The 22671-nt window shown below is 68.4% G+C and carries 22 protein-coding genes; 11 read left to right on the plus strand and 11 right to left on the minus strand.

Annotation, left to right across the window (positions count from 1 at the left end):
* Positions 1-47: 47 nt before the first annotated feature.
* Entirely contained in the window at positions 48-1007 is a 960-nt protein-coding gene (locus tag NX773_RS04860) for a DUF535 family protein (protein WP_258855214.1), read from the minus strand.
* Positions 1008-1238: 231 nt separating this feature from the next.
* Between NX773_RS04860 and NX773_RS04865 the strand changes: the two genes are divergently transcribed.
* On the plus strand, positions 1239-1940 hold the full coding sequence (locus tag NX773_RS04865; protein ID WP_258855215.1) for a glutathione S-transferase: 702 nt from the start codon (positions 1239-1241) through the stop codon (positions 1938-1940).
* Here NX773_RS04865 and dkgB read toward each other — a convergent pair.
* Positions 1937-2740, minus strand: a complete 804-nt coding sequence (gene dkgB / locus NX773_RS04870; protein ID WP_258855216.1) for a 2,5-didehydrogluconate reductase DkgB — start codon at positions 2738-2740, stop codon at positions 1937-1939. The two genes, NX773_RS04865 and dkgB, sit on opposite strands and share 4 nt — an antisense overlap.
* Before the next feature lie 26 nt (positions 2741-2766).
* Positions 2767-3963: an MFS transporter gene (locus tag NX773_RS04875; RefSeq protein ID WP_258855217.1), complete on the minus strand. Its 1197-nt coding sequence runs from the start codon at positions 3961-3963 to the stop codon at positions 2767-2769.
* A gap of 97 nt (positions 3964-4060) precedes the next feature.
* Between NX773_RS04875 and NX773_RS04880 the strand changes: the two genes are divergently transcribed.
* Positions 4061-4957 carry a LysR family transcriptional regulator gene (locus tag NX773_RS04880; protein ID WP_258855218.1) on the plus strand — a complete coding sequence of 299 codons (897 nt, stop codon included), beginning with the start codon at positions 4061-4063 and terminating at the stop codon, positions 4955-4957.
* 70 nt (positions 4958-5027) lie between these two features.
* A complete protein-coding gene (locus NX773_RS04885; protein WP_258855219.1) occupies positions 5028-6818 on the plus strand; it encodes an amidase in 1791 nt (596 codons plus the stop codon).
* Positions 6819-7000: 182 nt separating this feature from the next.
* Here NX773_RS04885 and NX773_RS04890 read toward each other — a convergent pair whose 3' ends face one another.
* Both NX773_RS04890 and NX773_RS04895 read right to left on the minus strand, forming a co-directional pair.
* Positions 7001-7648: an SdpI family protein gene (locus NX773_RS04890; RefSeq protein ID WP_258855220.1), complete on the minus strand. Its 648-nt coding sequence runs from the start codon at positions 7646-7648 to the stop codon at positions 7001-7003.
* Complete coding sequence (locus NX773_RS04895; RefSeq protein WP_258820684.1) at positions 7645-7932, minus strand: autorepressor SdpR family transcription factor; 288 nt, start codon at positions 7930-7932, stop codon at positions 7645-7647. Before NX773_RS04895 ends, NX773_RS04890 begins: the two co-directional genes overlap by 4 nt.
* A gap of 153 nt (positions 7933-8085) precedes the next feature.
* Between NX773_RS04895 and NX773_RS04900 the strand changes: the two genes are divergently transcribed.
* The 5 genes from NX773_RS04900 to NX773_RS04920 all read left to right on the plus strand — a co-directional run bounded on the left by NX773_RS04900 (position 8086) and on the right by NX773_RS04920 (position 13934).
* Complete coding sequence (locus tag NX773_RS04900) at positions 8086-8553, plus strand: VOC family protein (protein WP_258855221.1); 468 nt, start codon at positions 8086-8088, stop codon at positions 8551-8553.
* Positions 8554-8648: 95 nt separating this feature from the next.
* A complete protein-coding gene (locus tag NX773_RS04905; protein WP_370662230.1) occupies positions 8649-9161 on the plus strand; it encodes a DinB family protein in 513 nt (170 codons plus the stop codon).
* Positions 9158-10018: a PhzF family phenazine biosynthesis protein gene (locus NX773_RS04910; protein ID WP_258855223.1), complete on the plus strand. Its 861-nt coding sequence runs from the start codon at positions 9158-9160 to the stop codon at positions 10016-10018. Before NX773_RS04905 ends, NX773_RS04910 begins: the two co-directional genes overlap by 4 nt.
* A 104-nt stretch (positions 10019-10122) precedes the next feature.
* On the plus strand, positions 10123-10896 hold the full coding sequence (locus tag NX773_RS04915; protein ID WP_258855224.1) for a hypothetical protein: 774 nt from the start codon (positions 10123-10125) through the stop codon (positions 10894-10896).
* Positions 10897-10979: 83 nt separating this feature from the next.
* Complete coding sequence (locus NX773_RS04920; protein ID WP_258855225.1) at positions 10980-13934, plus strand: EAL domain-containing protein; 2955 nt, start codon at positions 10980-10982, stop codon at positions 13932-13934.
* A 121-nt stretch (positions 13935-14055) separates the two neighbouring features.
* Here the strand turns inward: NX773_RS04920 and NX773_RS04925 are convergent, their stop codons facing one another.
* Positions 14056-14445, minus strand: coding sequence for a DUF4124 domain-containing protein (locus NX773_RS04925; RefSeq protein ID WP_258855226.1), 390 nt, complete (start codon positions 14443-14445; stop codon positions 14056-14058).
* A gap of 188 nt (positions 14446-14633) precedes the next feature.
* Between NX773_RS04925 and NX773_RS04930 the strand changes: the two genes are divergently transcribed.
* From NX773_RS04930 to NX773_RS04940, 3 genes are read left to right on the plus strand one after another with little or no spacing between them, the layout of a single operon-like run.
* Positions 14634-15446, plus strand: coding sequence for a gluconate 2-dehydrogenase subunit 3 family protein (locus NX773_RS04930; protein WP_258855227.1), 813 nt, complete (start codon positions 14634-14636; stop codon positions 15444-15446).
* A complete protein-coding gene (locus tag NX773_RS04935) occupies positions 15446-17215 on the plus strand; it encodes a GMC family oxidoreductase (protein WP_258855228.1) in 1770 nt (589 codons plus the stop codon). The genes NX773_RS04930 and NX773_RS04935 overlap by 1 nt, the downstream gene beginning before the upstream one ends.
* On the plus strand, positions 17212-18264 hold the full coding sequence (locus NX773_RS04940; protein WP_258855229.1) for a c-type cytochrome: 1053 nt from the start codon (positions 17212-17214) through the stop codon (positions 18262-18264). Before NX773_RS04935 ends, NX773_RS04940 begins: the two co-directional genes overlap by 4 nt.
* A gap of 376 nt (positions 18265-18640) precedes the next feature.
* Here NX773_RS04940 and NX773_RS04945 read toward each other — a convergent pair whose 3' ends face one another.
* From NX773_RS04945 to ompR, 5 genes are all read right to left on the minus strand, one after another.
* Positions 18641-19009 (minus strand): YXWGXW repeat-containing protein, encoded by a 369-nt coding sequence (locus tag NX773_RS04945; protein ID WP_258855230.1) that lies wholly within the window; start codon positions 19007-19009, stop codon positions 18641-18643.
* A 149-nt stretch (positions 19010-19158) separates the two neighbouring features.
* The gene (locus NX773_RS04950) at positions 19159-19536 is read right to left on the minus strand and encodes a RidA family protein (RefSeq protein ID WP_258855231.1); all 378 of its coding nucleotides are present in this window, start codon (positions 19534-19536) and stop codon (positions 19159-19161) included.
* Positions 19536-20504, minus strand: coding sequence for a threo-3-hydroxy-L-aspartate ammonia-lyase (locus NX773_RS04955; RefSeq protein WP_258855232.1), 969 nt, complete (start codon positions 20502-20504; stop codon positions 19536-19538). The genes NX773_RS04950 and NX773_RS04955 overlap by 1 nt, the downstream gene beginning before the upstream one ends.
* Before the next feature lie 28 nt (positions 20505-20532).
* Entirely contained in the window at positions 20533-21906 is a 1374-nt protein-coding gene (locus tag NX773_RS04960) for a sensor histidine kinase family protein (RefSeq protein WP_258855233.1), read from the minus strand.
* On the minus strand, positions 21906-22667 hold the full coding sequence (ompR, locus tag NX773_RS04965; protein ID WP_258820671.1) for an osmolarity response regulator transcription factor OmpR: 762 nt from the start codon (positions 22665-22667) through the stop codon (positions 21906-21908). Before ompR ends, NX773_RS04960 begins: the two co-directional genes overlap by 1 nt.
* Positions 22668-22671: the final 4 nt, after the last annotated feature.

The following is a 22671-nucleotide window of genomic DNA, read 5'->3' on the forward strand; positions in this document are numbered from 1 at the left end:
CCGAACAAAAGAGGGATTATCGCGCATGCGGGCGCTTTGCGCCGGGCTCAGGCCTCGGCCGGTTCGCGCACCGGCGCGGCGTGCTCCTGGTGGGCGCGCGCGTGCAGCAGGTGGCGCTGCAGCGTGCCGCGCGCGGACTCGCCGATCACGCGCCAGTGTTCGCGCCGCTGCGCCGCGCGCTTGCGGTGCTTGGACGGCATGTCGGCCAGCGGCTTGAGGTAGAACGGCAGCGCGATCAGCCAGGTGTTGCCCGGCATTTCAACGCCCCCGAGGATCTTCCAGAAGCCGTCGTAGGCGTTGGCGAAGTGCTTGACCTCATCGGGGTCGTAGGCGATGTGGGCGGTGCACTTGATCGCCACCACCTGGTCCATGCCGACCGCCTGGGCCACGCCCTGCATCGCCGCAAAGCAGAAGAAGCTGGGCGAGTTGTTGGGGAAGACCTGCTCGAAGGCTTCGAACGCCTCGCCCGAGTCGGTCCAGCGCCCCTGGTTGCGCGCAATGAAGGGCACCAGCGGCGCCTGTACGCCGGCCATTGCGCCATCCATCCAGCTGAACGACAGCCGGTGCAGGCACTTGCCGTCGGCCACCAGCGAGAGCGTGAGGTCGCCCTCGGCATTGGCGCGCGAGGCCATGTCGAGCCGGATCAGGAAGCGGTGGTCTTCGTGCTGATGCTCCCACAGCACCAGCCCGCCGTCGCAGTACACCGCCTGCTTGTAGGCAGCGTTGAAGGTGGTTTCCTCGAAGTTGTAGTGGGCCAGCGCGCATTGCACCCGCTGGCGCGGCGACAGGCCCTTGACCAGGTAGTCGCGGTGGCTCAGGTGGTGGAACAGGTCGTCGTTGGGCGGCAGGGCGACATAATTGCGCACCACGTCGAGCTGGCACAGCGCCTGGTGGTCGCGGTAATACATCAGCACGCGCGACGTGCGCAGGATGCACAAGATCCAGGACGTCAGGCTGTACTGGCTGCGGCGGGCCAGCCAATGCTGTTTCAGGTGGGCGAAAATCATCGCGCGCTCCGTGGTCGCAACTGGTTGTCAGGCGTTTCTATCTTGTCTTAGCTTCAGGCCGACAAAAATGAGATTGCTCAAAAGAAACAAATTCTACATTGCAACGGTCGTGCCGTGTCGTTTTTTCCAGTGTGCTGAGCCCGGCGCGGCAACACTAGCATGATTGGCGCGCCGTCCGCGGCGGTCCCTGCTCGATAATTGCGCCAAACCGAACGAAACCGGAGGTGGCCCGTGACCTATGAACTTTTTTATTGGCCGTCGATCCAAGGGCGCGGCGAATTCGTCCGCCTGGCGCTGGAGGAAGCGGGGGCGCCGTACGTGGACGTGGCGCGCGAATCAGGCGGCATGGAGCGGATGATGGAACTGCTAAACGGCGCCCGGCGCCCGCCGTTTGCGCCGCCGTTCCTGAAGGCCGGCGAACTGCTGATCGGGCAGACCGCCAATATCCTGCTCTTCATCGGGCAGCACCACGGGCTGGCGCCGCTGGACGAAGCCGATGGCTTGTGGACGCACCAGCTGCAGCTGACCATCGCCGACCTGGTGGCCGAGGCGCACGACACGCACCATCCGATCGCCGGGTCGCTGTACTACGAGGACCAGAAGGACGAAGCGAAGCGCCGCGCGGCCGACTTTGTCGCCAACCGCATTCCCAAGTTCTTCGGCTATTTCGAGCGGGTGCTGGGCGAGCGTGAGTTCCTGGTGGGCGATCACCTGACTTATGCCGACCTGTCGCTGTTCCAGGTGATCGAGGGACTGCACTATGCCTTCCCGCGTGCGCTTGCGCGCTGCGGCGGCGACTACCCGGGCATTTTCGGGCTGCGCGAGCGCATCGCGGCCCGGCCGCGCATCGCCGCCTACCTCGCATCGGGGCGGCGCCTGCCGTTCAGCGAGGAGGGCATCTTCCGCCATTACGCGCAGCTGGACCCGGCTTAATCCCAGCGCGGCGCAAACTCGGGGGTGGCGATGCGTTCGCCGGCATCGAGCGCATCGATTGCTGCAAGGTCGGCCGGCGCCAGTTGAACGCGGGTGGCGGCCAGGTTCTGCTCCAGGTGTTCGCGGCGCGTGGACGACGGAATCACCACATGGCCGCGCGCCAGCAGCCATGCCAGCGTCACCTGTGCCGGCGTGGCCTGGAGGCGCTGCGCGATGCCCTGGATGACCGGATGCGCGACCGCCTTGCCCACCGCGAGCGGCATATAGGCGGTCACGCGGATTCCCGCCTCGCGCGTGAAGCCGGCGGCTGCCCGGTTCTGCAGGAACGGATGCAGCTCGATCTGGTTGGTGGCGATGTTCGGGGCGCCGACGGCGGCGATTGCCGTGCGCAGGTGCGCAATGGTGAAGTTGGAGACGCCGATCGCGCGCGTGAGGCCCAGTTCGCGGGCCTGCAGCAAGGCCTGCATCGACTCATCCAGCGGCACCTCGTCGCCCGGCGATGGCCAGTGGATCAGCGCCAGGTCGAGCTGTTCGAGCCGCAGCTTGCGCAGGCTCTCCTTGATGCTATCGACGAGCGCACCGGCGCGCAGGTGCTCGGTCCAGACCTTGGTGGTGACGAACACCTGTTCGCGCGGGATGCCGCTGGCGGCGAGCGCCGCGCCTACCTCCGCTTCGTTGGCGTAGATCTGCGCGGTGTCGATGTGGCGGTAGCCGGCCACAAGGCCGTTGGCGACCGCGTCGTAAGCCTGCTGGCCCTGCAGGCGAAAGGTGCCAAGGCCGATATCGGGGATGCGTGTCATGTAGTTGTTCCTTTCATTGGTAAGAATCATTCGACGGCCGCCAGTGCCGGTGCTGCCGCGGGCTGTTCGCGGCGGTCGAGCGCGCGCGCCAGCGACGTGAGGAGAAAAGCGCCGACAACGACCAGGGCGCCGATCTTTGGCGTGGCCATCAGGCCCAGATGCGCGACGATGATGCCGCCGCCCCACGCGCCCAGCGCAATGCCGACGTTGAACGCGGCGATGTTCAGGCCCGAGGCCACGTCCACGGCGTGCGGCGCGTCGCGTTCGGCGCGCCGGACCACGTACACCTGCAGTGCCGGCACGTTGCCGAATGCGACCGCGCCCCAGGCCAGCACCGTGGCCAGCACGGCGAGTTTGTGCGGCGCCGTGAAGACGAGCGCCAGCAGCACCGCTGCCAGCAGGGCAAACACGATCTGCAGCGCGGGCAGCGGCCCATGGCGGTCGGCCAGCTTGCCGCCCCAGATGTTCCCTGCCGCGACCGATGCGCCATACAGCAGCATCACCAGGCTGACCGAGGATGCCGAAAAGCCGGACACCTGCTGCAGGATCGGCGCGAGGAAGGTGAAGGCGACGAACGAGCCGCCGTAGCCGAGCGTGGTCATGGCGTACACCAGCAGCAGCCGCGGCTTGTGCAGCACCGCCAGCTGGGTCGCCAGTCCCGCCGGGCGGGTGCTTGCGATATTGGCGGGCACCAGCAGCGCGCTGCCGACGATTGCGATCACGCCCAGCAGCGACACGGCCAAAAAGGTCGCCTGCCAGCCGAAGTGCTGGCCGATGAAGGTCCCGAGCGGCACGCCGGTGACCAGCGCCACCGTCAGGCCGGTGAACATCAGCGCGATCGCACTGGCCGCTTTCTCCTTCGGCACCAGGCCGGTAGCGATGGTCGAGCCGATCGAAAAGAACACGCCGTGGGCCAGGCCCGTGATGACGCGCGCGGCCATCAGGGCCGGGTAGCCGGGCGCCATCCACGCAAGCAGGTTCCCGGCCGTGAACAGCGCCATCAGCGCCAGCAGCAAGCGCTTGCGCCCAACCCGCTTGGTGAGCGCGGTCAGCACCGGCGCTCCGACGGCGACGCCCAGTGCATACAGGCTGACCAGCAGGCCCGCCGACGGCAGCGAGACCGTGAGGCTGGCGGCGATGGTCGGGATCAGGCCGACGATGACGAATTCGGTCGTCCCGATGGCGAATGCGCTCAGGGTGAGCGCCCACAGTGCAAGTGGCATGTTGCCTCCAGTTGGTTGCGAAGGCGTGCAGTGTGCGCTGGCGGAAGGCAAAGAAAAATCGGTCGCCGTACAATAGACTTTTGATTTGGAGTCACAAATGCTCGATGTAGAGGCCTTGATTGCCTTTATCGCCGTCATTGATGCCGGGTCGTTCTCGGCTGCCGCCGCGCGGCTGGGACAGACCCCGTCGGGCGTGTCGCGCACCATCGCGCGGCTGGAACACCAGCTTGGCCTGACGCTGATCCAGCGCACCACGCGGCGCCTGCACCTGACCGAGGAAGGCGAATGGCTGCTGGGCCGGGCGCGCGCGCTTCTGGACGACCTGTCGAACACCGAGGCCGAGGCGGCGGCACGGCGCTCGCAGCCTGCGGGGCTGGTGCGCGTGAACGCGGCCACGCCTGCGCTGGACCACCTGCTCGCGCCGCAGGTGGCCGATTTCCTGGACGCGTATCCGCTGGTGCAGCTGGAGCTGGCGAGCGGCGAGACCGTGGTCGATCTCATCGAGGAGCGCGCCGACCTGGCGATCCGCATTGGCAGCCTGCCCGATTCGACGCTCAACGCACGGTTGCTGGGCAGCAGCCGGCTGCGCGTGCTGGCCGCGCCCGGCTACCTTGCGCGGCATCGCGCACCGCAAGCGGTGGAGGACCTGGCGCGTCATCGCCTGCTGGGCTTCACCGAGCCGGCCACGCTCAACACATGGCCGCTGGCGCATGCGGGCGGGGAGGGCTTCACCGTGTCGCCGGCGGTGTGGGCGTCGAGCGGCGAAACGGTGCGCCACCTTGCCTTGTGCGGCGCGGGCATCGCCTGCCTGTCCGATTTCCTGACCCGTGGCGACATTGCGGCCGGTCGCCTGGTGCCGGTGCTGGAAGCGCACACGCTGCCATGGACCCAGCCGATCTGGGCGGTGTTCTACAAGCAGGGCGCTCTGGCGCCGCGGGTGGCGGCGCTGGTCGATTTCCTGGCGCAGCGGCTGGCCGGCACGCTTGAGCGATGAGCGTTGTCTTGCCAATTGGAATTGGGTAGCATCGACCACGTTTGTCCGTCCATCCATTTCCAGAGGCACCATGACACAACGCCGCAAGTTCCTCATCAACGCCCCGCTTGGCCTGCTGGCCGCTACCACCGCCGTGCGCAACGACGCGCTCGCGCAGGACACGCCGCCGCCCGGCGCGCCGCCGACCTTCGGCGCCACGCCCGCGGTCGGTCCCGAGGTAAGCCCGGCTACCTTCGCCGAGGCCGAAAAGCTGATGCAGATGAAGATGACGCCTGCCCAGCGCGAGATGGCCTCAAGCAGCTGGCGCGTGTCGCTGTCGTCCACCATGGAGCGGCGCACCGGACCGCGCAAGGTGATGCTGGAACCGGAGCTGGCGCCGGCCACGGTGTGGCATCCGCAAGCGGTGGCCGGTGCCGCCGCTGGCAAGGGCCGCTTCGTGCGCAGCCGCGCTGGCGCGAGCGCGCTGCCCGCGCGCGACGAGGACATCGCTTACGCCACCGTGGCCCAACTGTCGCGCTGGATCGAAGCGCGCAAGCTCACCTCCGAACGGCTCACGCGGATCTACATCGACCGCATCGAGCGCCATGACGGCAAGCTGCGCAGCGTGATCACGCCCACCTTCGAGCACGCGCTGGCACAGGCGCGCCAGGCCGACCGCGAGATCGCCGCCGGCCGCTACCGCGGGCCGCTGCACGGCATTCCGTACGGGGTCAAGGACCTGCTCGACACCGCCGGCATCCGCACCACCTGGGGCGCCGAGCCGTTCCGCGATCGGGTGCCTGCCAAGGACTCGGCCGTGGTCGCGCGCCTGAACGCGGCCGGGGCGGTGCTGGTCGCCAAACTGAGCCTGGGTGCGTTCGCGCTCAACGACATCTGGTTCGGCGGGCAGACCATGAACCCGTGGCTGCTGGAAGAGGGCGCGTCCGGATCGAGCGCGGGGCCGGGCGCGGCCACGGCGGCCGGCCTGGTGGCGTTCTCGGTCGGCAGCGAGACCGGCGGCAGCATCGTCAGCCCGTCGATGCGCTGCGGCGTGACCGGCCTGCGCCCCACCTATGGCCGGGTGCCGCGTACCGGCGCCATGACGCTGTGCTGGTCGCTCGACAAGCTGGGCCCGATGACGCGCAGCGTCGAGGATGCGATGCTGGTGCTGGATGCGATCTCCGGCCTTGATGCGGGCGATGTGGCGAGCGTGCAGTCCAGGCTCGATTTCGACGCCGGCGCCGGCGTGCGCGGCCTGAAGGTCGGCTACTTCCCGGGCTGGATGAACGAGGCGCCGGCCACCGACGTGGACCGCGCGGCGCTGGAGCGCGTGAAGAAGCTCGGCATGACGGCGGTGCCGGTGTCGTTGCCGGACTGGCCGTACCAGTCGCTCAACACGGTGCTGTTCGCGGAGGCGGCCGCCGCGTTCGAAGAGATCACGCTCGACGGGCGCATCGACCAGCTGCGCGAGCAGGTGCCGGACGCGTGGCCGAACCTGTTCCGCGAGTCGCGCTTCCTGTCGGCGGTGGATTTCGTGCAGGCCGACCGGCTGCGCCGCAAGGTGGCGCTTGAAATGGCGCGCATCTTCCGCGAAGTGGACCTTCTGCTGGTGCCGTCGCTGCGCGACGAGATGCTGACGATTTCGAACTTCACCGGCCACCCGTCGCTGACGCTCAGGACCGGTTTCGTGCAGGTGGGGCAGGCGCGCAGCGACTGGGCGCCCAACCCGGCCCGGCCGCTTCCCACGTTCACGCCGCCGCGCCGCGTGCCGCATGGCGTGACGCTGATCGGGCGGCTGTTCGACGAAGGCACCATTGCGCGCGCCGGCATGGCGCTGGAAAAGGATGCCGGCGTGGCCGGCGAGCGCCCGCCAGGGTTCTGATCAGCACCACAAAGGCCAACGTAGGGTGGGCAGATTCTGCCCACGCGTTCAGCGCTATGAAGAATAGCCGGGCGGCGAACTCCAGGCGAGCGCTGCACGGCGGACCGCGCGGCCATGCCAGCCCCTGCTGGACGCGTGGGCGGACAAGCCGCCCACCCTACCGTAACGCGGGTGCCGTAAGCTCAGGCGTGCAGCCCGCCTTCGCGTTCGAGCCGCTTGTAGTACACCAGCGAGTACACCGCCGGCGCCAGCGGCCCGGCCATCAGCAGCGCCACCGCTGCGACCGGCTGGTTGGCCAGCGCGGCAACCAGTCCCAGCACGCCGCTGCCCACCATGGTCTTGGCCGCCAGCCGATGCGTTGCGTACCACACGCGCTCGTTGGCCAGCGTCCACGGCGTGCGCACGCCGATCCAGAAGTTGCTGCGCACCTTGCCCATCACATTGCCCAGCAGGGCGAAGAACACCGCGAGCCCGGCCAGCATGTGGTGGGTGGTCGCAGCCGAACCGGTGCTGGCGCCCCACAGCACCAGCGCCTGCGCATAGCCCAGCATGGCCTCCACCAGCAAGGCGCAGTACCAGTAGGTGTCGGTGAATGCGTCGACCGAGAAGCGCGCCGGCGAAATCTTCGGCAGCACCGCGAACAGCAGCAGGCTGCCGGCCATGATGCCCGGCATGAGCCAGGCGGTGGCGCGCGCGCCGTAGCGGTCCACCTCGCCGTGGATATTCCAGTGCACGGGCATGCGGTCCGGCAGCGCGCCGTACAGGGCCAGGGTGGCGCCGGCGACAGCCAGCACCAGCAGGATCGATAACAGCAGGTAGCGGTTCTTCATTGTTTTTCTCCTTTGGCGCCGCGCGCCAGGTCCATCGTCCATGCCAGGATGTCCTCCAGCACGGTTGTGTTGAGCGCGTACCAGATCGTCTGGCCTTCGCGCCGGCTGGTCACCAGCCCCGCCTCCTTGAGCACCGCAAAATGATGAGACAGGGTAGGCTTGCTCATGTCGAACCGCCCGGCCAGGTCGCCAGCCGTCATCTCCTCCTTGCGCAGCAGGTGCAAAATGGCGCGGCGGGTCGGGTCGGCGAGGGCCTTGAAGATCGAATTGCTGGCGTCCGACATAATTAGAAATTCATTTAATTAGAAATTGATCGAAATACTAGGCAGGTCTTGGCGCAATGTCAAGCACCCGGCATTTGGGGTGAATCTTCCGGTTTCGCGTTGGTCGATTCGCACGGGTATGTCCTGGATAGTTCAACCGCAAAGGAGAGCGCAATGAGCACAAGCGATGTCAAGCCGGTTCCGGAAGGGATGCACACCATTACCCCGCACCTTGTCTGCGCCGGCGCGGCAGATGCGATCGAGTTCTACAAGAAGGCGTTCGGCGCCGAGGAAGTCATGCGGCTGCCCGGGCCCGACGGCAAGCTGGGCCACGCCATGCTGCGCATCGGCGATTCGCTGCTGATGCTGGCCGACGAGTTCCCGCAGTGGGAGTCGTTCGGGCCGCTGTCGCTGAAGGGCTCGCCGGTCACGCTGCACCTGTCGGTGGCCGACGTGGACAAGGCGTTCGAGCGCGCGCTGGCCGCCGGCGCCGCCGTGCGCATGCCGCTGGCCGACATGTTCTGGGGCGACCGCTACGGCATCGTGGAAGACCCGTTCGGCCACCGCTGGTCGCTGGCCACCCACATCCGCGACGTGTCGGCCGAGGAGATGGCGGCCGAGATGGCCAAGGCCTGCGCCTGAGCCAATCCGGCAGGCGGGCGCAGGCGGCAGTATCATGTCGGCTTTTCCACGCCAGCGAGGAGATGCCCTTGAACCTGACCAGCTACGTGCGCCAGATGGCGGCCTACAACCAGTGGATGAACGAGCGCCTGTACGCGGCGGCCGCCACGCTGCCCGATGCAGAGCTTGCGGCAGACCGCAAGGCCTTCTTCGGCTCGATCCTCGGCACGCTCAACCACGTGGTCAATGGCGACATCATCTGGCTCAAGCGGTTTGCCGCGCACCCGTCCAACTGCCCGGCGCTGGCGCCGGTGGCGCCGCTGCCGCTGCCGGCCGGGCTGAACGAGCCGCGCGCCGCCACCCTGGCCGAGCTGGCCGTGCTGCGCCGCCAGCTCGACGGCGTGATCGTGGGCTTTGCCGGCGAGGTGCTTGACCAGGACCTGGACACGGTGCTCAGCTGGACCAACAGCCGCGGGCAAACCTGGCACAGGCAGTTCGGCGGCGTGCTGCAGCACTTCTTCAACCACCAGACCCACCACCGGGGCCAGGCCACCACCTTGCTGTCGCAGCAGGGCGTGGATGTCGGCGCCACCGACCTGCTGCTCCTGCTGCCCGAGGTGGCCGCATGACGCCGGACGAGATCCTGCGCATCGCCGCGTTCGCGGACGGCGACGCGGGCGGCAACCCGGCCGGCGTGTGGCTGGGCGGGGCGCTGCCCGATGCGGCCACCATGCAGCGGCTGGCGGCCGACATCGGCTTTTCCGAGACGGTGTTCGCGGCGCCGCAGGGGGAGCTCTGGCGCGCGCGCTACTTCTCGCCCGAGGCCGAGGTGCCGTTCTGCGGCCACGCCACCATCGCGCTCGGCGCCGCGCTGGCCAGGCAGCATGGCGATGGCGTATATCGCCTCGCGCTCAACAACGCGCAGATGACGGTGGAGGGCCGGAAGCAGGGCGCGCAGGTGCAGGCGGCGCTGCAGTCGCCGCCCACCCGCAGCCAGGCCGCGCCCGACGCGCTGGCCGATGCCGCGCTGGCGCTGTTCGGCTACAGCCGCGCCGACCTGGATCCGCGCATCCCGCCGGCGCTGGCGCACGGCGGCGCCGACCACCTGGTGCTGGCGCTGGCCAGCCGCGAACTGCTGGCCGCGATGCGCTACGAGCTGGCGGCGGGCCGCACCCTGATGAACGCGCATGGCCTGGTGACGGTGGTGCTGGCCTGGGCCGAGACGCCGCAGCGTTTCCACACCCGTAACCCGTTCGCGGCCGGCGGCGTGTACGAGGACCCGGCCACCGGCGCCGGCACCGCCGCGCTGGCGGGCTACCTGCGCGACCTTGGCTGGCCGCACGGCGGCCACATCGAGGTGGTGCAGGGCGAGGACATGGGCATGCGCTCGCGCCTGTTCGCCGACATCGGCCCCCAGCCCGGCGGCTCGATCCGCGTGTCCGGCGTCGCTCGCTTCATGAGCGCTGGCAATGATAAAAATATGTGAAATAAATTAAGGCTTAAAAGCAGGCTTGCTCCAAAGATTGACGAAGTGACAAAGGCCGATAATGAAAAAATTAACTTTTTTTCACATCGTAACCAGGAGTCGTCATGGAGCAGCACCAGCAACCGTTCAACCCGTCCCGCGCCATCCACGCCGTCGGTCCCGCCAGCGTTTCGGTTGCCACCGAGCGCCTGCCTTTCACCATTCGCCGCGTGGACGACAGCGATGCGCTGCGCAAGGCGGTGCAGGTCCGCCACGCCGCCTACGCGCGCCATGTGCCCGAGTTCGCGCGCACGCTGGTGTTGCCGGAAGATGCAGACTACGAACAGGATAGCGCGGTGCTGCTGGCCGAGTCGCGGCTGGATGGCTCGCCGCTGGGGACCGTGCGCATCCAGACCAACATGTTCCAGCCGCTGCGCATCGAGGAATCGGTGGTGCTGCCGGCCTGGCTGCAGGGGCAGCGGCTGGCCGAGGTGACGCGCCTGGGCGTGGGCGAAGGGCGCATCGGGCGTGTGGTCAAGCTGGCCCTGATCAAGGCCTGCTTCGAATACTGCGAGCGCAACGCGATCGACTGGGCAATCGTGACCGGCCGCGCGCCGATCGATCGCCAGTACCAGCAGTTGCTGTTCGAAGACGTGTTCGAGGGTGGCCAGATGGTGCCGCTGCGCCACGTGGGCAACATCCCGCACCGCGTCATGGCGTTCGAGATCGCCACCGGCGAAGAGCGCTGGCGCGAGGCCGGCCATCCGCTGCTCGGGTTCTTCCGTCACACGCGCCATCCGGACATCGACATCGGTCCGCTGGACGAATCGCGCGGCATTGCGCTGCGCCAGTTTGCCCGGATGCGTCAATACAACCGTCTCGCCGAACTTGCCGCCTGAAAAACAATTGCAATAGAGCAAGAACAGGTTGTATCCTTGCGCCCTGACGCTGCCGGCCCGGTTGCCGGTGCCAGTGAACCCGCATGAGCCAGCCTATGTCCTATTCGCCGACACCGCCGCGCAGCACGCCCTCCGGACCCGTCAACCGGGCGCTGGAAGCCGTGCTGCGCCTGTTCTCGGTGTACCTGGTCCCGCTGGGGATTGCGCTGTTTTCGCTGGTCGCGCTGCTGTTCTGGAACAGCCACTACGTCGCCAGCGGCGACCAGCCGGTGGCGCTGCGCCTGCTGGTGGAGCAGGAGGCCGCGCTGGCGCCCGAGGCGGCGCTGCGCCAGCTGGCGCAAGTGAGCGCCATCGACCATTACGACAGCCGGCTGTCCGAGGCGCCGGTGTGGTTTGCCTTCACCACCCGGGGCGCGCCGGGCGACGCCGACATGGTCGAGTTCCCGTCGCCGCACATGGTGGCGATCACCTGCTGGGATCCGTACAGCATGCAGCAGCTGGGCCAGGCCCGGCGCGGCAGCGCCGAGGGCGCGCTGTCGCAGGTCAAGGCCGGCTTTGCGCTGCGCCTGTGGAATACCCCGGCCGAGGTGCTGTGCCGCGCCAGCTTCATCGGGCCGGCGCGCTTGAGCGCGGTGCAGTGGCCGGTGGACCAGATGACGTTGTCGATCCAGCAGTTCCACCGCAAGTCGGGCCTGCTCGACGGCGGCATGATCGTGCTGACCCTGTTCATCCTGATTACTGCCGCGATCAACCGGCAGACGCTGTACCTGCAGTTCGCGGGCTGGCTGATCCTGAACCTGCGCGTGGGCGCGCTGTCGGCCGGCTGGGACGTGCAGTGGCTTGGCCAGGCCATTCCGGCCGAGTGGCTGCTACCGGTGCGCAAGGCCACGATTGCGCTGTACGCGATGTCCACGCTGACCCTGTACCACACGCTGTTTGGCAGCTACCTCAGCCGCACCCGCTTTGCGCCGCCGCTGCGCGTGCTGCAGTGGCTGTGCGTGCCGCTGCTGGCCTGCGCCTTCGTGCTGCCTTACCGTAGCTTCTTGCCGATCATGTGGACGGTCACCGGCGCCGGCCTGGTCCTGATGACGCTGGGGCTGGTGAGCGTGATCGCGCGCAGCCAGGCCCGGGTGGCGCTGTGGTTTGCCGCCTCGTTCGCGGTGACCTTCCTGTCCGGGCTGGCCGAGGTGGTGTCGGCCGCGCTCAACGTGCGCGAGCTCACCGGCGTTGCCAACAGCGTCACCGCGGCGCTGGCCTCGAGCCTGCTGGCCGCGCTCGCGGTGGCCGAGCAGATGCGGCTGGAGACCGAACAGCGCATCGCCGCGCAGGCCGAGCTGGAACACGCCTACGAGGCGATGCCGCTGGGCCTGTTCACGCTCGACCTGTACGGTAACTTCCTGTCGACCAATCCGGCGCTGGCCGGCATGCTGGGCGACCCACGCATGGTGCCGGGGCGCACGCGCTGGCAGCAGTTCTTCCCCGAAGGTGTGCTCGGCCAGCTGCAGGAGCTGGTGCACCGCCAGCAGAATGCCGAGCTGGAAATCGCTTCGCGCGACGGCGAGCGCCGCTTCCTGGTGCGCGCGACGCTGGCGCGCGGCCGCATCGAGGGCGTGCTGGAGGACATCACCGAAAAGACCAAGGCCACCGAGCAGCTGCGCTTCATGGCCAACCACGACCCGCTGACCAAGGTGTACAACCGGCGCGGGATCGAGAAGGCGTTCGAGCTGGCCGCCGCGTCGCTGGCCGCCGGCAAGCCGCTGGCGCTGGCCTACGTGGACCTGGACCGCTTCAAGCTGATCAACGATTTGTTCGGCCACGCCGCCGGCGACGAGGTGCTCAGGCAGGTGTGCGGCCGCATGGGGATGATGCTGGGCGGCGAACAGCAGATCGGCCGCGTCGGTGGCGACGAATTCGTGATCGTCATGCCCGACACCCCGGTGCGGCTGGCCGCGCTGGTCTGCCGCGGCATCGTCGACCGCCTGGTCGGCGAGCCGTACCAGGTCGGCGACAAGGCGTTCCATGTGCGCGGTTCGATCGGGCTGATCGAGGTGTCGCTCGGGATGGCGATGAAGGACGCGGTCTCGGCCGCCGACCGCGCCTGCCGCGAGGCCAAGGCCAATGTGCACGAAGGGCTGGCGGTGTACGAACGCGATTCGGCCGCCTTCCACGAGCGCGAGGCCGAGCTGAACCTGGTCGCGCGCCTGTCCGGGCCGCACCCGACCGCGGGCCTGTTCCTTGAAATGCAGCCGATCATGTCGCTCAGGAGCCCGAACGCCTCGCTCAATTTCGAGGTGCTGCTGCGCATGCGCGAGCCGGACGGGCGCGTGATGCCGGCCGGCCCGCTGATCGAGGCAGCGGAGAAGTGCGGCCAGGCCGGCGTGATCGACCGCTGGGTGCTGGCCACCACGCTGGACTGGATCGCGCAGCATGCGGAGCAGCTGCCCAACACGCGTTTCGTGTGCATGAACCTGTCCGGCGCCTCGCTCAACGATGAACGCTTCGTGCAGGACACGCTGGAGATCCTGGGGCGGCGCGCGGCGGTGGCGCACCGGCTGTGCATGGAGATCACCGAGAGCGTGGCCCTGCACGACCTGGACAACACGCGCCGCTTCATCGAACAGGTGCGCGCGTTCGGCGTGAAGGTGGCGCTGGACGACTTTGGGGCCGGCTACACCTCGTTCTCGTACCTGAAGGAGCTGCCGGCCGACGTGCTCAAGATCGACGGCAATTTCGTCGTCAACATCAACGCGCACCCGGCCAACGTGGCCATCGTCGAGGCCATCGTCAACCTGGCGGTCAACCTGGGCATGAAGACCATCGCCGAATGGGCCGAGGACGCGGCCACCGTGCGTACGCTGGCCGAGATCGGCGTGGACTACGTGCAGGGCTGGGCGGTGGCGCGTTCGCAAGCGCCCGAGCGGCTGCTGGAGGCACGGTCGTCGGCCAGCTTCATCACCGACGGCCAGGTCGCGCAGCTGGTGCGCTGCCTGGACGCGGGCGTGGACATCGAGCAGGAACTGTTCGCGGGCCTGAACTGAGCCGGGCCGTGGGTTTTGGTAGGGTGGGCAGGTCTCCTGCCCACGCGTGCAGCTGACGCCAGCTGGTTGAACGCGTGGGCAGAAACCTGGCCACCCTACGATGAATGGCCACGGCGCGCGCTCAACGCTGGCCGTTTTCCTTCACCATCAGTTGCGTGCGCGCCGCCTTGAGCGTGGCCGCGTCACGCGACAGCTGCGCTTCCTTTGCCGCGGGCGGCTTCCATTTGCCGCGCGGGGGCAGCGGCGCCGGCGCCGGATAGCGCGCGGCGGCCGGCACCGCGGCCGGCAGCTCGTCGCCGCCCGCGCCGGTGCTGCCGGCACTGCCCGAGCCACCGAACGAGCTGTCCTGGATCACCAGGCGCTGCCCGGCCGTGCCCGGCGGGCAGGGCTGGTCGGTGAGCGTGACGTGGCCAGTGCGGTCGACGCACTTGAGGATGTCGCCGGCCAGCGCGGCCGGCGCCGCGGTGGCCGCGGCCAGGATCAGGCAGAGTTGGCAGGTGTGGCGCTTCATCGCGGCTCCCGGGTGGAAACGAATGCATCCATTCTTTCGCGCGCCCGGCCGTGGGTCTGTTCGGTGCCGAACCCTGTCCACAATCTCCGTTTGCCACGCGAACCAGAACAGCAGGCCGCACTCTAACGCTGCACACGGGCCGCGCCCGCCCATCGCCCGCTCGACCAAAAACAACCGGAGAAAAACAGATGGAGAAGCTGTCGCGACGATCGTTCTTCAAAGCAGCGGGCGCCACCGCCGCGGCCATTGCCGGCAAGGCACACGCGCTACCCCACGACGCAGCGGCGCACCAGCACGCGCCAGGCCAGCGGGCCGGCACCACAGCCGCGCCAGTCACCTACACCTTCTTCCGGCCCGACGAGGCGCGCTTCATCGAAGCCGCGTGCGCCCGCCTGATCCCGGCCGACGCCAATGGCCCCGGCGCAATCGAGGCGGGCGTGCCCAACTACATCGACAAGCAGCTCGGCGGAGCCTGGGGCGCGGGCGAGCGGCTGTACCGCAGTGGGCCGTGGCAGCAGGGGCTGCCGGGGCAGGGCTACCAGCTGCCCTTCACCCCCGCCGAGTTGTTCCACAACGCGCTGCGCGCCATCAACGAAGACATCCGGCGCCGGCGCGGCACCACCTTCGACCAGTTGCCCGGCGCCGAGCAGGACGCTTACCTGCAGTCGCTGCAGACCGGCCAGCAGAGCCTGAACGGGGTGCCGGCGCACACGTTCTTCGAGTCGCTGCTGGGCCTGACCATCGAAGGCTTCTTCAGCGACCCGATCTACGGTGGCAACAAGGACATGGTGGCGTGGAAAATGATCGGCTTTCCGGGCGCCTACGCCAGCTTCTACGACCTGGTGGACCAGCACGGCATGCTGTACACGCGCGCGCCGATGTCGATCGGCGAAGACGCGCGCGGCATGATCATGATCGCGCCGGTCAGCCCGCCCGCGCATGCCCCGTCGGCCGAGGCGCCGCGCACCCCGACGCCGGTGCGCCGGAAAGGGGGCAAGTGATGGCTACCCGAATGAAGGAATGCGACGCCGTGCTGATCGGCGTGGGGCTGGTGGGCACGATGCTCGGGCGCGAGCTGACCCGCGCGGGGCTGAAGGTGGTCGGGCTGGAACGGGGCAATCCGCAGTTCACGGTGCCCGACTTCCAGGGGCCGCAGATGCACGACGAGCTGCGCTATTCGGTGCGCAAGGGCTTCATGCAGGACAACACCAAGGAAGCGATGACCTTCCGCAACAACATCAACCAGGTGGCGCTGCCGATCCGGCGTTGGGAAAGCTTTTTGCCCGGAACCGGCCTGGGCGGCGCGGCGGTGCACTGGAACGGCCAGACCTACCGCTTCCAGGATGACGAACTGCGGCTGCGCAGCCACATCGAGCAACGCTACGGCAAGAATTTCATCGACCCGGACCTGACCATCCAGGACTGGGGCGTGACCGCCGCCGACCTCGAGCCGCACTACGACCGCTTCGAATACCTGCTGGGCACGAGCGGGGAGGCTGGCAACGTCAAGGGTCGGAAGATCGCGGGCGGCAACCCGTTCGAGGATCCGCGCTCGCGCGGCTACCCGACCCCGCCGATGAAGGAGCCGTACGGGTCGGCCATTTTCCGCAAGGCTGCCGCCAGCCTGGGCTACCACCCGTTCCCGCAGCCGTCGTCCAACCTGTCGCAGCCGTACACCAATCCGGAAGGCATGACGCTCGGCACTTGCATGTTCTGCGGCTATTGCGAGCGCTTCGCCTGCGAGCATTTCGCCAAGTCCTCGCCGCAGACGGTCCTGCTGCCGGTGCTGCTCAAGGACAGGAACTTCACCTTGCGCACCCAGTCGCACGTGCTGCGCATCAATTTGTCAAAGGACAGAAAGCGCGCCACCGGCGTCACCTACGTGGACGCGGCCGGGCGCGAGTTCGAGCAGCCGGCGAAGATGGTCATCCTGTGCTCGTTCTCGCTGAACAACGTGCGCATGCTGCTGCTGTCGCGCATTGGCGAGCCGTACGACCCCAGGACCGGGCGCGGCAACGTCGGCCGCAACTACGCGTACCAGACGATGAGCGCGGTGCAGGTGTTCTTTGACGAGTCGGTCAACATCAACCCGTTCATGCGTTCGGGCGCCAACGGCACCCTGATTGCCGATTTCGTGGCCGACAACTTCGACCACGGGCCGCACAAGTTCATCGGCGGCGCCTACTTCGGCGACGTGATGACCAACGGGCGCCCGATCGAATTTCATCCCACGCCGCCGGGCACGCCGGCCTGGGGCGCGGCGTGGAAGGCGGCGGTGGTCAAGCACTACAACCACACCTCGGTGCTCAACGTGCACGGCAGTTCGATGTCGGCCAAGGGCAACTACCTCGATCTCGATCCGACTTACAAGGATGCCTGGGGCTTGCCGCTGTTGCGCATCACCTTCGACTTTCCGCCCAATGACTTGCGCATGTCGGCCTATGTCACCGCCAAGGCGGCCGAAATCGGGCGCGCGATGGGCGGGCGGCAGGTGGCCGGGGCCGGGCGCAAGGGGCCGTACGTGATCACCCAGTACCAGACCACGCACAACACCGGCGGCACCATCATGGGCCTGGACCGCGGCAGCAGCGTGGTCAACCGCTACCTGCAAAGCTGGGATGTGCCCAACCTGTTCATCATCGGCGCCTCCAACTTTCCGCAGAACGCGACCTACAACCCGACGGACACGGTCGGCGCGCTGGCCTACTGGTCGGCCGACGCGATCGTCCACCGCTACCTGAAGTCCCCCGGACCCTTGGTGCAAGCATGAAGACATCGATCATTTGTCCCGTCACGCTGGCCGTGCTGGCGCTGGCAGGCTGCGCGGGCCGGGGCGGTGGCGCGCAAGACGGTGCACGGCAGCCCGATGCAGCCCAGGGCCCGGCTGTTGCGCAGCCGGGGGCGCAGGAGAGCCAGGCCGGGGTGATGGAAGAACAGCAGGCGCAGGCCGGCCAGGCGCTTGCGCTCGCCCAGCCCGGCGCGGCCGCCGCGCAGGCGTTCGGCCCGCCCAACCTGCAGCTTGGCCAGCGCATCGCCACCCAGGGCGCGCCCAACGGCGTGGCCGCATGCGTGAGTTGCCACGGCGCGCAGGGCGAGGGCAACCCCGCCAGCGGCTTCCCGCGCATTGCCGGACAATCGGCCTACTACATGGGCAAGCAGCTGGCGGCCTACGCCAACGGCGCGCGCGTCAGCAACCCGATCATGCTGGCGATTGCCAAGGGCATGAGCGCCGAGCAGATCCGCGACGTGAGCGCCTATTACGCGACGCTGGGTGGGGCGCCGCCGGGCGCCGCCGCCGCGGGCGCGGGCACAACGGCGGCGTCCGGGCGTGGCGCGCAGTTGTCCATGGCGGGCGACGAGAGCAAGCGTGTGCAGGCCTGCGCCAACTGCCACGGCCCCGGCGGGGCGGGCGAGCCGCCGATTTATCCGTACCTTGCCGGGCAGAACAGCAGTTACCTGACGGCGGCCATGCAGGCCTGGAAAAACGGCTCGCGCAAGACCGACCTGTCGGGCCAGATGGTGCAGATCGCGCGCGCCTTGTCCGACGCCGACATTGCCGCGCTGGCAGCGTACTTCAGCGCCGAGCCGGCGCCGCCGCCCTCGGCCACGCGGGTGAACATTGCAGCCGGCTCGAGCGCGCGGCCGGCGGTGGCTGCGGCGGCCGGCGCGCCCGGGCCGCGCACACCGGGCGCGGCGGCGGCGGGCGTGACCGGCTCGGGCAGTGAGCAGGGTTCGCCGGTGACGGGCGGCGGGCAGGGGCCGGGCGGTGGCGGCGGCACCCAGGGCACCAAGCCGCCCGAGCCGCCGATCCGGCGTTGACGTGCCCCTGCGCAAAGGCGGGCAGGGTGGGCTCCCGCACCCACGCGCGAACACGCTGCGCCGAACAAGGCATTCACAGCGCGCGTGGTGGCCGAGTGGGCACAAGTGCCCAACCTGCGACGCCAACGAAAAAGGCGCTGTCTGGATTAAGTGTTGACACTAATACGTCCTTCCCGCGGAGGCGGGAGCCCATGCTGAGTTCGCGTCCTTGCGGCGCGCGAGCGTGCCGCGTGCCGGGGTGCTCAGGATGGGGCCCCGCCAAGGCGGACGGCGAGTCCGGGGAACGTGCTCAGGTCCACACTTAACGCCGACGGCGCCAAAAAAAGCCGAACCGCAAGGACGCGGTTCGGCCTTCTGGCCATTCGCCGGCGATGGGTCAGCCGCGGTTCGGATTGTTCGGATGCTCGTCGAAGCGGTTCGGCACGCCGTCGCCGTCGCGGTCACGCATGCCGCGTTCCCAGCCGCCGCGCTTCATCACCCACTGGCCGTCGCGCTCTTCCCACGCCGGCGCGCGGTAGCTGTAGCCGTGGCGTGCGCGCAGCCACTGGCCACGTACCCACACATAGCGGTGATGGCGATACTCGTAATGGCCCGGCGCCCACACGTAGCCGCGCCTTTCGTGCGGCACCGCTTCGTTGCGCGGCGGCGGCGGCGCTTCGCGCACGATAATGGTCTGGGCCTGGGCGGCGGCGGTGATGCCGCCAAGCGAACTTGCGAGCAATGCGGCAATAAGCAGTTTTTTCATGGTTGCGTCCTCCTTGAGTAGCCGTGTGATGTTCCACAGTTATAGCCCTCAGGATAGGCGCGCGACCGTGCGCTTGCACGCATTGGCGTGTAAAAAGTGTTACGAGGAATTGCGGCGGGAACGATCGGTGACTGGCGGCAATCCCAGACCTACTGCGGCCGCTGCGCCACCAGTTGCACCTCGACCAGGAAGCCGTAGTGCAGCGCCGGCACCGGCACCACCGTGCGCGCCGGCTTGTGGGCGCCGAACACGCGCGCATACGCGGCGTTGAACGCAGGCCAGTTCTCCACGCCCACGATGTAAGCCGTGCACTGGACCACGTCCGCAACGCCGCAGCCGGCCGCGCGCAGCACCTTGCCGCACTGTTCGAATACCGAGCCGCACTGGGCCTCGAACCCCGCTACGGCCGGGTCCACCTCGGCGGAGGAGGGCAGGATGCCCGACAGGAACACCAGCCCGCCGGCCGCCACCGCCTGCGAATAATGCCCGGCGGGCGCCGGCAGCTCGTGCGACTGGATCAGCTCCATCAACCGGCCACCAGCTGCGCAAAGCGCGCCAGGTCGACGTTGCCGCCGCTGATCAGGATGCCGACCCGCTTGCCCGCCACCGGCACCACGCCATGCAGCGCGGCCGCGGCAGCCAGGCACCCGGTCGGCTCGACCACGATTTTCATGCGCTCGGCAAAAAAGCGCATGGTCGCCTTGAGCTGTTCGTCGCTGACGGTCACGATGTCGTCGACAAAGCGCTGGATCACCGCAAAGTTGTGCTGCCCCAGGTGCGTGGTCTGGGCCCCGTCCGCGATCGTCTGCGGCACCGGGATGTCCACGATCTGGCCGCTGCGCAGCGACTGCTGGCCGTCGTTGCCGGCTTCCGGCTCCACGCCGATCACTTTGCAGGAAGGCGACAGCGTGGCCGCCGCCAGCGCGCAGCCGGCCAGCAGACCCCCGCCGCCGAGCGGCACCAGCAGCAGATCGAGCTGCCCGGCATCCTCGATCAGTTCCTTGGCCGCCGTGCCCTGGCCGCAGATCACGTCCGGATGGTCGTAAGGCGGGATCAGCGTCATGCCGCGCTCCTTGGCCAGGCGTGCGCCGATCTCCTCGCGGTTTTCCTTGTAGCGGTCGTACAGGATCACTTCGCCGCCATAACCCTTGGTGGCGCGCACCTTCAGCTCCGGCGCGTCCTGCGGCATGATGATCGCGGCCTTGATGCCCATCAGGCTGGCCGACAAAGCGATCGCCTGCGCGTGGTTGCCCGACGAGTAGGTCAGCACGCCGGCACGCTTCTGCTCGTCGGTAAAGCGGGCGATGGCGTTGCAGGCGCCGCGGAACTTGAATGCGCCCATGCGCTGCAGGTTCTCGGCCTTGAAGAACAGCTCGGCGCCGGCCATGGCATTGGCGGTGCGCGAGGTCAGCACCGGGGTGCGGTGCGCCGCGCCCTTGATGCGCGCGGCGGCCTGCTCGATGTCGCTGTATTGCAGTTGAGCGGTCTCGGTCATGTCGTTCTTGGTTGGTATGGAATGGATTTCAGGCCGCCAGCGGCAGCGCCAGCTGGACGACCAGCCCGCCGCCTTCGCGGTTGCGCAGGCTCAGCTGCGCGTTGTGGCGGGTCAGCACGCGTTCGACGATCGCCAGGCCCAGGCCGGCGCCGTTGGCCTGCCCGCGCGCCGTGTCCAGCCGCGTGAACGGCTTGAGCAGCTGGGCGATCTGGTCTTCGGGCACGCCCGGGCCGTGGTCGGCCAGCGTGATCACCGCGCGCCGCCCGTGACCGGTGGACTTGACGTGGCAAGCGATGTCGATCTCCGTATGATCTTCGCCCGGCGTGCGCGCGTAGCGGCGCGCGTTCTCGATCACGTTGTTGATCACGCGCCGCAGGTCGATCGCGTTGCCCAGCACCTGCACGTTCGGTTCGATCTCGCAATGCACGCGCATGTTGGGGATGCGCCCCGCCTCGCGCCCGATCTCGGCCAGCATCTCGGACATGTCCACCGCCGTGAAAGTGGCCGACTCGGTCGGCTTGGCGTAGTCGAGGAACTGGCCGATGATCGCGTCCATCTGCGCAATGTCCGACTGCATGCCCTCGCGCGCGTCCTGCGACAGGTTGGCCATCTCCACTTCCAGCTGCATGCGCGCCAGCGGGGTACGCAGGTCGTGCGAAATGCCGGCCAGGATCACCGCGCGGTCCTTCTCGACCTGCGCCAGGTCCTCCACCATCTGGTTGAAGCTGCGGTTGGCCTGGATGATCTCCTTCGATCCCTTTTCCGGTAGCGGGGCAGGGCGCTCGCCCTGCGCGATCGCGCGCGCAGCCGCGGTCAGGCGCGCCAGCGGCAGGTTGACCAGGCTCGAAATGAGCGCCGCGCCCAGCACCGACAACACGCCCACCACGCTGGCCCAGCCGATCCACTGCACCCGCGTCAGGCCCATCAGGCGGTCGCGTTCGAGCATCAGCCAGTACTTGTCGCCGTCGATGTTAAAGCTGATCCAGAAGCCGGCCACGCCGTTCACGCGGCGTGAAAAGCGCGTGTCCTCGCCCAGCTTCTCGCGCACCAGCGCCGCGATCTCGGCCATGTTGGGGGTGGACGGCGGCGGCTCGATCTTGTCGTCCGGCTCGAGCGGCAAAATCCGGATGCCTTCGTTCGACACCAGCTCGAACAGCAGCTCGCGCCGCAATTCCGGCGCCGAGTGCGTGAGCGCGGCCTTGGTGATGGTAACAACCGACACCACCAGTTCGGCCGTCTGCTGCACCTGCGGCCCGCGCTGGACCATGTTGATCATGCCGATCCACGATGCCATCGACAGCGTGGTCAGCACCGACAGCAGGAAGAACGTTCGCCAGAACAGGCCGCTCCTGAACCAGCCAAGGCGCAGGAAGCGCGGCGCACCCGAATAAAAGGCTGACACTAGCGCGGCTGTCCTTCAGGGATGAACACGTAGCCCAGGCCCCACACGGTCTGGATGTACAGCGGGCTGGAAGGATCGGGTTCGATGAGCTTGCGCAAGCGCGAGATCTGCACGTCCAGCGAACGGTCGAACACCTCGTACTCGCGGCCGCGCGCCAGTTCCATCAGCTTTTCGCGCGACAGCGGCTGGCGCGCATGGCGCGCGAACACCTTGAGCACCGAGAATTCGCCGGTGGTCAGCGGCACCGTCTCGCCGTTTTTCTTGAGCGTGCGCGTGCCCAGGTCGAGCACGAAGTCGCCGAATTCGAAGGTTTGCGGGGTTTCGGACGGCGCGCCCGGGATTTCGTCCGGGCCCTTGCGGCGGAGCACCGCGCCGATGCGCGCGACCAGTTCGCGCGGGTTGAACGGCTTGGGCAGGTAGTCGTCGGCGCCCATTTCCAGGCCGACGATGCGGTCCACGTCCTCGCCCTTGGCGGTCAGCATGATGATCGGGGTCTGGTCGCCGGCCCCGCGCAGGCGGCGGCAGATCGACAGGCCGTCTTCGCCAGGCAGCATCAGGTCCAGCACCAGCAGGTCGTAGCGCTCGCGCAGCCACAGCTTGTTCATGGCGGTCGCGTTTTCGGCGGTGACGACGGTGAAGCCCTGTTCGGTCAGGTAGCGGCGCAGCAGGTCGCGCAGGCGCACGTCGTCGTCCACGACCATGATCTTGGCCGAGTGGCCGCCGGAGTGGTTGCCGGAATTCGTTTGGGTGGGTGAATTCATAGTC

The organism is Massilia solisilvae, assembly GCF_024753215.1.
GTDB classification, from domain to species: Bacteria; Pseudomonadota; Gammaproteobacteria; order Burkholderiales; family Burkholderiaceae_D; genus Telluria; species Telluria solisilvae.

Coding starts and splice junctions, on each gene's coding strand:
- NX773_RS04950 (WP_258855231.1), bottom strand. CDS start 19,536: ATGGAGCTGATCCAGTCGCACGAGCTGCCGGCGCCCGCCGGGCATTAT.
- NX773_RS04915 (WP_258855224.1), top strand. CDS start 10,123: ATGGAGCAGCACCAGCAACCGTTCAACCCGTCCCGCGCCATCCACGCC.
- dkgB (WP_258855216.1), bottom strand. CDS start 2,740: ATGACACGCATCCCCGATATCGGCCTTGGCACCTTTCGCCTGCAGGGC.
- NX773_RS04940 (WP_258855229.1), top strand. CDS start 17,212: ATGAAGACATCGATCATTTGTCCCGTCACGCTGGCCGTGCTGGCGCTG.
- NX773_RS04905 (WP_370662230.1), top strand. CDS start 8,649: ATGGCGGCCTACAACCAGTGGATGAACGAGCGCCTGTACGCGGCGGCC.
- NX773_RS04900 (WP_258855221.1), top strand. CDS start 8,086: ATGAGCACAAGCGATGTCAAGCCGGTTCCGGAAGGGATGCACACCATT.
- NX773_RS04935 (WP_258855228.1), top strand. CDS start 15,446: ATGGCTACCCGAATGAAGGAATGCGACGCCGTGCTGATCGGCGTGGGG.
- NX773_RS04860 (WP_258855214.1), bottom strand. CDS start 1,007: ATGATTTTCGCCCACCTGAAACAGCATTGGCTGGCCCGCCGCAGCCAG.
- NX773_RS04930 (WP_258855227.1), top strand. CDS start 14,634: ATGGAGAAGCTGTCGCGACGATCGTTCTTCAAAGCAGCGGGCGCCACC.
- NX773_RS04945 (WP_258855230.1), bottom strand. CDS start 19,009: ATGAAAAAACTGCTTATTGCCGCATTGCTCGCAAGTTCGCTTGGCGGC.
- NX773_RS04895 (WP_258820684.1), bottom strand. CDS start 7,932: ATGTCGGACGCCAGCAATTCGATCTTCAAGGCCCTCGCCGACCCGACC.
- ompR (WP_258820671.1), bottom strand. CDS start 22,667: ATGAATTCACCCACCCAAACGAATTCCGGCAACCACTCCGGCGGCCAC.
- NX773_RS04910 (WP_258855223.1), top strand. CDS start 9,158: ATGACGCCGGACGAGATCCTGCGCATCGCCGCGTTCGCGGACGGCGAC.
- NX773_RS04875 (WP_258855217.1), bottom strand. CDS start 3,963: ATGCCACTTGCACTGTGGGCGCTCACCCTGAGCGCATTCGCCATCGGG.
- NX773_RS04880 (WP_258855218.1), top strand. CDS start 4,061: ATGCTCGATGTAGAGGCCTTGATTGCCTTTATCGCCGTCATTGATGCC.
- NX773_RS04955 (WP_258855232.1), bottom strand. CDS start 20,504: ATGACCGAGACCGCTCAACTGCAATACAGCGACATCGAGCAGGCCGCC.
- NX773_RS04925 (WP_258855226.1), bottom strand. CDS start 14,445: ATGAAGCGCCACACCTGCCAACTCTGCCTGATCCTGGCCGCGGCCACC.
- NX773_RS04885 (WP_258855219.1), top strand. CDS start 5,028: ATGACACAACGCCGCAAGTTCCTCATCAACGCCCCGCTTGGCCTGCTG.
- NX773_RS04890 (WP_258855220.1), bottom strand. CDS start 7,648: ATGAAGAACCGCTACCTGCTGTTATCGATCCTGCTGGTGCTGGCTGTC.
- NX773_RS04920 (WP_258855225.1), top strand. CDS start 10,980: ATGAGCCAGCCTATGTCCTATTCGCCGACACCGCCGCGCAGCACGCCC.